Below are 10,377 nucleotides of genomic sequence, written 5' to 3'. Positions count from 1 at the left end.
TCTTGGTACGCATAAGCTGGTCATAATTCTTTCTCATAAGACCTACAAGTTCGTTACCTGCTTTTCTGATCTTATCCGAAAGCTTTACAACTTTTTGTATATCAGAAGAAGACATATCAGTTTCAGCAGCTAGAATATGTCTATCAGAAAGCTTATGAAATTGTTTTAGAGCCTTTTTGTATTCTTCGTCACTTATCATTTTTCTCCTCCTCGATATACTTGATTACTGTAGCTTCGCTTATGCATTCTACAGTCGAGACAAAATACCTCCTTGACCATAAAGCTCCACATCTTGCATAGAACTTTTTTAGCTGCGGGTATGCTTTAAATAATTCGATAGCGCTGATGCTTTTAAGAGTTCTAGCCACATCGCAGGGAGCGACAGTCTGTGGCACATCTATGAAAATATGTATATGGTCTGGCATTACTTCAAGTGATTTTATATGATAATTATAATCGTTACAAATTTTCTGTAATGTCTGTTTTAAAGTATCTTCAACATTACCTTTTAAAACCGAAAATCTGAATTTAGGACACCATATGATATTGTATTAGATATTTGTAATGTGAAGCACTGTGATATTTTTCTTCACTCATTATCCTGCTCTCCAAGCTGATATTTTTCCTGAATACCTCTACGCATAAGATCAAGGAAGGTAATAGTTTCTCCTTCCTCAACAGAATAGATACGTGCAAGGTTTTCAAGTTCTATTTTCTACTCCATAGGAATAGATATGTTTATTTGAACATTATTTGATTTTGGCCTTCCCATTGATTAAAAAGTCCCTGCTGTTTTTATACATACATTATATATCGACTCTATACAAAACTTAAGTAAAAATTATGTGGCTTTCATCCCATAGGCAAGCCTATGGGTTTTTCGCCACTAATTTATAACTTGCAAGTACGATTGGCAATAAACTTAAAGTAATAGAACCACCTTCTGGCTGTCCTGGAACCACCTTAAATAGTGCTTCTAGAACTAACTGCATAGCGATAAATAACGCAACATAAGCAATCGCTCTAGTGGATAATGTCTTCTTATTCATTTATAAATCTCCCCTTTCCAATGACTAAGATGACGCAAAGAAGTCACTAAAAAAGTACGGCCTCTCTACGCTGGTATTACCCAGATCAGATGCTAAGGGACAAGGCTTTCACCTATCTCAGCAATAAATGCGCCCCTGGCAATAGTGATTACATTACAGAACATTCTTTTTGTCACGTAATCTAAATTTATAGTAGAAATGTTAGGGGTTTCTGTTTATAATAGGGGTGTTTAGGAGGATATAAGCATGTCAAAAGTTTTAGCAGTTAACTGTGGAAGTTCTTCATTGAAATTCCAGTTATTTGAAATGAATACTGAAAGTGTTATCACTTCTGGTATTATTGAAAGAATCGGTATGGAAGATTCAATCTTCACTATCAAGTATAATGGTACTAAAGATAAGAAGGTCTTTGCAGTTCCTACTCACAAGGAAGCAGTACAAGTATTACTTGATACATTAATTGAAAAGAAGATTGTTGAACATTTAGATGAAATCAAGGGTATTGGTCATCGTGTTGTACAAGGTGGTCCTTATTTTGATGGGTCTTGTGTTGTAAATGATGATGTGATCGCTAAGATTGATGAATTATCACCACTTGCACCACTTCATAACCCTGCACATATTATTGGTATCAAAGCATTCAAGGAAGCTATTCCTACTGCAGGTGCTGTTGTAGTATTTGATACAGCATTCCATCACTCTATTAAACCTGAAAACGCCGTTTACCCAATTCCATATAAGTTCTATGAAGAAAACAAGATTAGAAAATATGGTGCACATGGTACTTCTCATTACTATGTATCAAAGCGTACTCAGGAATTATTAGGCAACCCTGAACATGCTAATATTATTGTATGTCATTTAGGTGCAGGTGCTTCACTTTGTGCTGTAAAGGATGGTAAATCTATTGATACTTCTATGGGTCTTACACCTCTTGCTGGTGTCATGATGGCAACTCGTTCTGGTGATATTGATGCATCTGTTGTAGACCACTTAATTGAAAATCTTGGATATGATATGAAGACTGTATTCAAGATGTTAAATAAGGAATCTGGTTTATTAGGTGTATCTGGAGTGTCTGGTGATATGAGAGATATCATTGATGCAAAAGATGCTGGTAACCAAAGAGCCGAATTAGCTTTTAACATGTTTAGAAAACGTGTTGCTGATTATATTGGTTCTTATTTTGTAGAACTTGGACATGTTGATGCAATTTCATTTACAGCTGGTATTGGTGAAAACAGCTTTATCGCAAGAGAAGCAATTATTGATCTAATAAAAGAAGCATTAGGCATCGTATTAGATGATAAGGCTAATGTAGAAGGTCATGGTGAAAGATTAATTTCTGCACCTGAATCTAAGATCAAGGTATTCGTAGTACCAACTGATGAAGAATTAGTGATTCCAAGAGATACAAAAGAATTATTAAACTTATAAGATAAGTGAGCATCGCTTTAAGGCGATGCTCACTTTTTTTGTATCGAAAAAGAACGTATAGTTTCTATACGTCCCTTCAACAAATTGGAATTTGACGGTATCACAACAGCTTTATCTCATTGGCAATCATAGCCACAGTTTTGGCGTTGGTATCAATTTTAATGGTATTGAGTGCTTGATACATCGGTATTCTTGCTATGCTTCGCTCAATTATATCTTCAGAACGGATACCTCTTTCTACATCCATTGCCAATCTTTCACACAGAGTCTTTTCATCCGCTACAAGCGAGACGCATTTCACCTCACAGTTCTGTGTAGCCAGCTTCGCAAGTAGGGAATTGATGATACTCTGCTCGTGCATCACCCAACAAAAAATGATATTCTCGTACGCAGAACACTTCAGAAAATTATCGAGTAAATAACAAATATTATTTGTCACCATTGCTTTTGTTTCATCGGTTACTTGGAACGGACTTGCATCCCAGCACCAATCTCCGTCAAGAAATACGCTATTCGGCAAATCCTGTTTGAGCTGTTGGCACACAGTTGTTTTTCCAATTCCCATAGTGCCACCAACCATATATAAAGTTTTCATCATTCACACCTACAACTTCCAATTTTTAAATCACAAACTGTACAATATAGGATGCTAATATGGCTGCAACAGCCACAAATACAAGTCCTTTTTCCTTATAACTAAAAAACACTGCAACTATAATACCTACACAAGATTCTACTAAGTTAGGTGTAGAATTAAAGACACCTGGGAAAGTCAATGCTCCTAATACTGCATAAGGCAGATAATAAAGAGCTGAATTGATAAACTGAGATGTAATCTTCTTTCTAAAGAAAGTAAGTGGTAGAAAACGAGGCAGATAAGTAAAGAGTGCCATCACTAAGACAGCTAGTATCTGATATCTTGTCATGCTTCATTCTCCCTTGGAAATAACCAGGCACCCATACATGTCGCAATGAGTGTTGCACTAATCAAGCGTACTCCAGTACTCATAACATTAAATAATGGCACATAGGTAAAGAGTGTATGGACTCCAATAGAAATTAATACCACGATAGTTACTGGTATTGAATCTTTCATTGCAGGTACAATAAGAGCTAAGAACATACCATATAAAGCAATTCCCATAGCACCTTGCAGGGCTAAAGGCAATAAACCCATAATAAATTCTCCCGCAAGAGTACCTCCTACCCATCCTATAATAGGTGTAAGAATAAAGCCTAGCATAAACTTAAATGTGAGTTTGCCAGGTTGCAGACTGGCTAACGCAAATGTTTCATCTGTAATTCCAAAAGAGATGATCATACGTTCAACTGTATTCATCTTCTCATCAATCTTCTGCGATAAAGAGAGACTCATCAAGAAATATCTAAAATTAATCAACAATAACGTAATCGCAATTTCTAAATAAGTACTATCAGATAAAATCAATTGTACTCCTGCAAACTGTCCTGAACTTGTTAAGTTTGTAAGAGATATAAAAGTGGCCAGTCCTAGAGGCAAGCCACTTGAGACGCATAATACTCCAAAAGAAAAGGCAACTGGGAAGTATCCAAGTGCAATTGGAATACTTTTCTTCATTCCTTTCATTATTTCATTCATATTTCATCACCACGAGTATCATAGCACAAATAGAACTTAAAATAAGTGTTCTATTATGAATTTTCTAATTTCTTCTTGATCATCACAGACGTTATAGAATGGTTTACGACAATCAAGTCTTTGAATATCTACTGTACGTAAATCAGTTAATTGCATTCTAGAATGCGTAATCATCCCATGCTCATCTAGAACTGTTAAGTCCTTTTCAAAGTGTGGATTGACTGGTGATGATTCTTTTTTTATGGATGTACAAGGTATAATTAACATCTTATAGCCTAAATCTTTTACAACATAACACCAATGCCCATCCATGAGTTCCTTAGGAAATCCCCTACCAATATTAAAATAAGCCATCTGATGTTCTTTTGGACGCTTATGGACATGATAATAAGTATCTGATGGTGAACCATCCTTTACAAGTGAACAATAGAAATAAGATAACTGACTTGTTTGATGTAATAAAGAACGTGAATATTTCTCTACATCATATAAACCACTCTCATCTAACTTCTTTAAGTACTTCTTCATTTCTTCAATATTTCCTTCTAGATCTTCTTTCATATAAAAATCCCCTCCTACTTATATATATACTTTTAATTTTTTTATATTTCTCCCTAATTTATATATAAAGTTATATATAGTTTTCATATTTTTAAAATATCAATATTTCCAATTGATTTATCCCAATTCACGTATATAATATTCACCGTTAAGATAAAGTGATAGATTATAAAGCGCCAGGACTTATATAAGTTGACGAGGACTAGATTAATCGAATGATTCGGCGGATGGTCTAGAGGCATAGTACTGCCTAAGCGATGAACAAAAACATTGAGTGATCAATGAACAGATTTCATCAGGTACTCCTTTGTTTTAACGTTTTTATTCCACAAAACAAGGAGGACAAGATTATGTGTGGTATTACAGCTTATTGCGGCAATGGTGAAGCCCTACCTTTCTTAATGCAGGGACTCGCAAAATTAGAATATAGAGGATATGACTCTGCAGGTGTAACAGTATTAAATAATGTACTTACAACTGTAAAATGTAAAGGTCGTTTAAAGAACCTTGAAGAAAAGTTAAAGGATCATGATATGACTGGTCATGTTGGTATTGGTCATACAAGATGGGCAACTCATGGTGTCCCTTCTAACTTAAACTCACATCCTCATACAAACCCAAGTAACACTATCTCTATTGTACACAATGGTATCATTGAAAACTATAGAGAATTAAAAGATATTTTGCTAGAAAAAGGTTATTCATTCCAGAGTGAAACAGATTCAGAAGTTGTTGTTATGTGTTTAGACTATTTCTATGAAGGAGATCTTCTAGAAGCAGTAAAGAAAACATTGAACTGTATTGATGGAAGCTATGCTTTATGTATTGTTTCTACAGAGCATCCTGATGAAGTTGTCGTTGCTAAAAAGGCAAGTCCACTCGTTATTGGACGTACTGAAGATGCAAGTGTGGCAGCTAGTGATATTCCAGCTTTACTTGCTTATACTAAAGATGTTTATTTCTTAGATGATTTAGAAATGGCTGTATTAAAGAAAGACAGCATTACTTTCTATAATAAAGATGGTAAAGAAATCACTAAAGAAATGACTACTATTCCTTATGATATGGAAGCAGCTCAGAAGAATGGTTTTGATACATATATGTTAAAGGAAATCAATGAACAGCCTCATGTCATTCAGGAAACTTTAAGAGGTCGTATCTTTGAACATTCAATCGTATTAGATGAATTAAAAGATGTTGATTTCAATAAGTTTAATAAGGTTTATTATGTTGCATGTGGTACTGCTTATCATGCAGGATTATGTGGAGCATCTATCCTTGAACGTGCAACACGTTTACCAGTTCTTACTCAGGTAGCAAGTGAATTCCGTTATAATGATCCAATCATCGATGAAAAGACTTTATGTATCTTTGTATCACAGTCTGGTGAAACAGCTGATACTCTTGCTGCATTAAAACTTGCTAATGAAAAAGGATGTACAACTATTGCCGTGACTAACGTCTTAGGCTCTACAATTTCTAGAGAGGCACAGCATACACTTTATACTTGTGCAGGACCTGAAATTGCAGTTGCATCTACTAAAGCTTATACAACTCAGTTAGTATTACTTACTTTAATCGCATTATATATTGCAGATAAAAGAGGAGATACTGTAGATACTGATTTAATGGAACAGTTAAATAACCTTCCAGAATATGTATCTAAGTTAATTGATGATGAAGCAATCTTCGAAAACTACGCAAAAACATTGAAGGATAAACATGACTGCTACTTTATTGGTAGAAGTTTAGATTATGCAAGTGTATTAGAAGGTGCTTTAAAACTTAAGGAAGTTTCTTATGTACATGCTGATGCTTATATTGCTGGTGAATTAAAGCATGGTCCTATTGCCTTAATTGAACCAGGTACTGTAGTAATTGCAGTAGCCACTCAGCCTCATGTTGCAGCTAAGACTATTTCTAATATTCAGGAAACAATCGCAAGAGGTGCTGAAGTCATCCTATTTACTGTAGAAGGACAGGAAGTCAGTGGTGTAGAAAACATCTATTACTTACCAAATATCAATCCTTTATTACAGAGTGTACTTGTAGCTATCCCATTACAGTTAATCGCATACCATACAGCATGCATTAAGGGTTGCGATGTAGATAAACCTCGTAACTTAGCTAAATCAGTAACTGTAGAATAACGAACGGAGAACTCCGTTCGTTTTTTCTTCACATCAATAATAAAAAAATGTATAATATCTCGTAGGGGTGATAATGTGGAAGAATCAAAAGTAAAAGATTTAACGGCTTATAAGAACCGTTTCGAAGAGGATGCCTCTTCATTCAGCGAATTCCAGGCACGTGATTTCGTTAAAGAATTAAAGAATCAGGGTAAGACTGATGAAGCTATTGAAGTAGGAAGAACATTCCTTGAAATGGCACCAGAATTAAAAGGATATATCAATTATTTTGGCTATGCTCTTTATAATAAGTATATCAACATCGATGATGAAGAAATTTCTAAGAACGAAAGTTTATTCTATGGTATCTTAGAAGAAATTGCTAAATATTGTAAGCAGGAGAGATTTTCTCAACTTGAATCTGCAGTCAATAAGGCTATTAAACATGTATTAAAGGCTAATCCAGTAGACTATAAGAAGTTATCTGAATTATTAGACTACTTAGATGCACCTGCTCTAGAAGATAAACCATTTGTGAATAAAGATGGTAAAGAATTCGAAAGCAAGAAAGAAAAATGGTATCGTATGAAGGTACGTGCATTATATGAACTTGAATCATATAGAGCATGTGTTGAAACTGCGAACATTGCTTTCACTTATAACTTAAAGTGGCATTATAACAACCTTAACTGGGTTAAATATTATCGTGCAAGCTCTCTAGTTGAACTTGGACGTTATGAAGAAGCTGAAAATGAGTTCATCGCTTTACAGGGTCATTTCAATGCAGTAAATTCATTTGAAATCCTTTATAAGCTTTATATGAATACAAATCGTGAAGATGATGCTTATACACTTCTAATCGATAAATTCTTCAAGAGTGGATTCGATTATAAGAATATCGAAGATTACAAGAAGATTTCAGCAATGGCAAAGGCTAAGGGTCAGGATAAGGCTCATGCACTTGCAGAATGCCTCATTAAGAAGCTAGAAGAAGAAAATGGTAAAACATATGAAGCTGATGTTGATTTAGCTGATTATGCTGATTTAACTGCCAGCGATGCATTTGATCGTGTATATAGTGAAGTTGTTTATCATCTAGAAAACTACATTACTCGTCATGAAGGTAAAGTAGTATTCTACAATCATGACAAGAATTTTGGTAGTATCTTCCAGGATGGTGAAGAAAACTTATTCTTCAGACAGGCTGATTTCCTTGATGATGAAGAAGTTGAAAAGTATGACGTTGTTGAATACAGCGTAATCAAGACTTATGATAGAAAGCGTCAGCAGATGAGTTCTAAGGCTGTCCTTTTAAAAGTTCTTTACGAAGAAATCAACTACTAAGAGCAGAAATATCTGCTCTTTTTTCTTATATTTCTTTTTGTTTTTTCCCTAACTTTTAAAAGTTTTATTTGACTTTTCCTTAATATTTCTATATTATATTTTTATATTATAAAAACAGAGAAATGACATAGTAAAGAAATGTGTGGCACAAGAGATATGATGGCTGGTGCGAATCATACGCAGACATTCTTGAATTCACCATGGAGTTGGAAGTACAAAATACTTCCCGGGTTGCCCGTTATCGCTATTTAGTGAGGTTAGTCTATGACTAATGAACTAGAGGTGGTACCGCGATAATTCGCCCTCTTGGGGTGAATTTTTTTGTTTTTAGGGGAAAGAAAAAAAGGGAGGAATCTATTATGAAGAAATTTGTATGTGGTTTAATGGCAGTTGGTCTTGCATTAACTGGCTGTGGTAGTCAGTCTAGTACCAAAGATAAGGCTGATGTAAAAGTTGGAGTCATCCAGTATATGCAGCATGATGCATTGGATGCATCATATAAGGGATTTAAGGATACTCTTGTAAAAGCAGGTTATAAGGCTTCTAATATTACTTTAAAGAATGCCAGTGGTGAAAACTCTAACTGTGAGACTATTGCAGAAAGTTTAGTGAATGATGGAAATGATTTAATTTACGCAATTGCAACTCCTGCAGCACAGGCTGTTGTAAAAAAGACTAAAGATATTCCAGTTGTTGTATCTGCTGTTACTGATCCAGCTGGTAGTAAATTAGTTAAATCAAATAAAAAACCTGGTGGAAATGTTACTGGAGCAAGTGATTTAACACCAGTTAAAGAACAGATTAAATTATTAAAACAGATTATGCCTAACGCAAAGACTGTTGCTGTTATGTATGCAGGTAATGAATCTAACTCTGAAATCCAGGGTAAGATGGCTGTTAAAGAAATCAAAGCTCAGGGTATGACACCATTAGTAAAGACTGTTTCTGAATCTAATGAAATCCAGTCAGTTACTGATTCTATTGTAGGTAAAGCAGATGCTTTATATATTCCAACTGATAACCTACTTGCTTCTAATATCCCAGCAGTTGTAAAAGTAACTGATCAGGCTAAAATCCCTGTTATTGTTGGTGAAGAAGGTATGTGTGCTAAAGGTGGTTTAGCTACTTATGGTATTGATTACTATAACTTAGGTAGTATCGCTGGTAAGCAGGCTATTAAGATCTTAACTGGTAAAGGTAAACCAGCTACTATGCCTATTGAATACTTAAAAGCAAGTGACTGTAAATTAAAGGTCAATAAAGCTCAGATGGAAAAGCTTGGTATTAAAGTTCCACAGGAAGTATTAGATAAGGCTGAACTTATTTAAGGAGTGAATGAGAATGTCTTTATTTTTAGCATTACAAAGTGCGACTTACCAGGGTGTCTTATGGGGCATCATGGCAGTTGGTGTTTATATTACATTCCGTCTGCTAGATATTGCAGATATGACATGTGATGGTTCTTTCGCAACAGGAAGTGCTGTATGTGCTGTTATTCTTACAAATCATGGTAATCCCATCGTTGCGATTCTTGCCGCAACTCTTGCAGGTGCTTTAGCTGGATTTGTGACTGGTTTATTACATACTAAATGTAAGATTCCTGCCATCCTTGCTGGTATTCTTGCACAGTTAGGCTTATATTCTATTAACTTACGTATAATGGGTAAATCAAATATCCCATTACTTCAGACAGAAAGCTTATATGACTGGGGACCAATGGTTGGTTTAACAGTATCTCAGTCTACACTTGTTGTAGGTGTTATTGCAGTAACTATTGTGATTGCCCTGCTCTATTGGTTCTTTGGAACTGAATTAGGTAATGCACTACGTGCTACTGGTAATAATGAACAGATGGTAAGAGCTGTTGGTGTCAATACTGATTATACTAAGCTACTTGGTTTAGTGATTTCAAATGCCTTAATCGCCTTAAGTGGTGCCATGGTCGGTCAGTCAGTTGGTTATGGTGATGTCAAGATCGGTATGGGGGCAATCGTTATGGGTCTTGCTTCTATCGTTATTGGTGAAGTTATCTTTGGTCGTTATGGCAGTTTCTTAAAGAGACTCATTGCGATTATTGTTGGTTCAATTATTTATCGTATTATTATCGCCATTGTTATCCAGTTAGGTTTATCAACTGATGACTTAAAGCTACTCACTGCATTTATTGTAGCTCTCGCATTAACTATTCCAGTATTAATGGCCAATAGAAAACAGACTGCAAACTATAAGAAACTTACAA

At 35.1% G+C, this 10,377-nt stretch carries 11 protein-coding genes, 1 pseudogene, 1 riboswitch and 1 other annotated feature; of the genes and pseudogenes, 5 read left to right on the top strand and 7 right to left on the bottom strand.

Annotation, left to right across the window (positions count from 1 at the left end; all coding sequences use genetic code 11):
• From ACT8VG_RS03480 to ACT8VG_RS03470, 3 genes and pseudogenes are all read right to left on the bottom strand, one after another.
• Positions 1 to 199 (bottom strand): hypothetical protein (locus ACT8VG_RS03480; protein ID WP_444195211.1); only part of this gene is annotated, 199 nt, incomplete at its 3' end.
• Positions 189 to 597, bottom strand: a pseudogene (gene tnpA, locus ACT8VG_RS03475) (IS200/IS605 family transposase). The gene ACT8VG_RS03480 and the pseudogene tnpA, both read right to left, overlap by 11 nt.
• A 272-nt stretch (positions 598 to 869) precedes the next feature.
• Complete coding sequence (locus ACT8VG_RS03470) at positions 870 to 1,049, bottom strand: hypothetical protein (protein ID WP_195920580.1); 180 nt, start codon at positions 1,047 to 1,049, stop codon at positions 870 to 872.
• A 45-nt stretch (positions 1,050 to 1,094) separates the two neighbouring features.
• Positions 1,095 to 1,196, bottom strand: a riboswitch (TPP riboswitch).
• Positions 1,197 to 1,295: 99 nt separating this feature from the next.
• On the opposite strand from ACT8VG_RS03470, the gene ACT8VG_RS03465 reads away from it, so the two are divergent.
• The gene (locus tag ACT8VG_RS03465; protein ID WP_444195210.1) at positions 1,296 to 2,486 is read left to right on the top strand and encodes an acetate/propionate family kinase; all 1,191 of its coding nucleotides are present in this window, start codon (positions 1,296 to 1,298) and stop codon (positions 2,484 to 2,486) included.
• Positions 2,487 to 2,586: 100 nt separating this feature from the next.
• Here the strand turns inward: ACT8VG_RS03465 and ACT8VG_RS03460 are convergent, their stop codons facing one another.
• Genes ACT8VG_RS03460 through ACT8VG_RS03445 form a run of 4 tightly spaced genes read right to left on the bottom strand, consistent with a single transcriptional unit; the run spans position 2,587 to position 4,665 of the window.
• Positions 2,587 to 3,081, bottom strand: a complete 495-nt coding sequence (locus ACT8VG_RS03460) for an AAA family ATPase (RefSeq protein WP_444195209.1) — start codon at positions 3,079 to 3,081, stop codon at positions 2,587 to 2,589.
• Between the two features lie 25 nt (positions 3,082 to 3,106).
• Positions 3,107 to 3,412: an AzlD domain-containing protein gene (locus tag ACT8VG_RS03455; protein ID WP_407385988.1), complete on the bottom strand. Its 306-nt coding sequence runs from the start codon at positions 3,410 to 3,412 to the stop codon at positions 3,107 to 3,109.
• Positions 3,409 to 4,104 (bottom strand): AzlC family ABC transporter permease, encoded by a 696-nt coding sequence (locus ACT8VG_RS03450; protein WP_444195208.1) that lies wholly within the window; start codon positions 4,102 to 4,104, stop codon positions 3,409 to 3,411. The genes ACT8VG_RS03455 and ACT8VG_RS03450 overlap by 4 nt, the downstream gene beginning before the upstream one ends.
• Positions 4,105 to 4,140: 36 nt before the next feature.
• Entirely contained in the window at positions 4,141 to 4,665 is a 525-nt protein-coding gene (locus ACT8VG_RS03445; RefSeq protein ID WP_195920575.1) for a hypothetical protein, read from the bottom strand.
• Positions 4,666 to 5,015: 350 nt separating this feature from the next.
• Here ACT8VG_RS03445 and glmS point away from each other — a divergent pair, with 350 nt between their 5' ends.
• The 4 genes from glmS to ACT8VG_RS03425 form a co-directional block, all read left to right on the top strand.
• Positions 5,016 to 6,815: a glutamine--fructose-6-phosphate transaminase (isomerizing) gene (glmS, locus tag ACT8VG_RS03440; RefSeq protein WP_217106012.1), complete on the top strand. Its 1,800-nt coding sequence runs from the start codon at positions 5,016 to 5,018 to the stop codon at positions 6,813 to 6,815.
• Positions 6,816 to 6,890: 75 nt separating this feature from the next.
• On the top strand, positions 6,891 to 8,138 hold the full coding sequence (locus ACT8VG_RS03435; protein WP_444195207.1) for a hypothetical protein: 1,248 nt from the start codon (positions 6,891 to 6,893) through the stop codon (positions 8,136 to 8,138).
• Positions 8,139 to 8,246: 108 nt separating this feature from the next.
• Positions 8,247 to 8,447, top strand: a binding site (T-box leader).
• A gap of 50 nt (positions 8,448 to 8,497) precedes the next feature.
• Positions 8,498 to 9,466 carry an ABC transporter substrate-binding protein gene (locus ACT8VG_RS03430; protein ID WP_129980840.1) on the top strand — a complete coding sequence of 323 codons (969 nt, stop codon included), beginning with the start codon at positions 8,498 to 8,500 and terminating at the stop codon, positions 9,464 to 9,466.
• A gap of 13 nt (positions 9,467 to 9,479) precedes the next feature.
• Positions 9,480 to 10,377: ABC transporter permease (locus ACT8VG_RS03425; RefSeq protein WP_444195206.1), on the top strand; the 898-nt coding region annotated here is incomplete at its 3' end.

This window comes from Catenibacterium sp. (assembly GCF_052354645.1).
Classification (GTDB): Bacteria; Bacillota_I; Bacilli_A; order Erysipelotrichales; family Coprobacillaceae; genus Catenibacterium; species Catenibacterium mitsuoka_A.
Note: the sequence above shows the minus strand (reverse complement) of the source record. Positions and strands in the feature narration are given on the sequence as shown.

Coding starts and splice junctions, on each gene's coding strand:
- ACT8VG_RS03470 (WP_195920580.1), bottom strand. CDS start 1,049: ATGAATAAGAAGACATTATCCACTAGAGCGATTGCTTATGTTGCGTTA.
- ACT8VG_RS03465 (WP_444195210.1), top strand. CDS start 1,296: ATGTCAAAAGTTTTAGCAGTTAACTGTGGAAGTTCTTCATTGAAATTC.
- ACT8VG_RS03460 (WP_444195209.1), bottom strand. CDS start 3,081: ATGAAAACTTTATATATGGTTGGTGGCACTATGGGAATTGGAAAAACA.
- ACT8VG_RS03455 (WP_407385988.1), bottom strand. CDS start 3,412: ATGACAAGATATCAGATACTAGCTGTCTTAGTGATGGCACTCTTTACT.
- ACT8VG_RS03450 (WP_444195208.1), bottom strand. CDS start 4,104: ATGAATGAAATAATGAAAGGAATGAAGAAAAGTATTCCAATTGCACTT.
- ACT8VG_RS03445 (WP_195920575.1), bottom strand. CDS start 4,665: ATGAAAGAAGATCTAGAAGGAAATATTGAAGAAATGAAGAAGTACTTA.
- glmS (WP_217106012.1), top strand. CDS start 5,016: ATGTGTGGTATTACAGCTTATTGCGGCAATGGTGAAGCCCTACCTTTC.
- ACT8VG_RS03430 (WP_129980840.1), top strand. CDS start 8,498: ATGAAGAAATTTGTATGTGGTTTAATGGCAGTTGGTCTTGCATTAACT.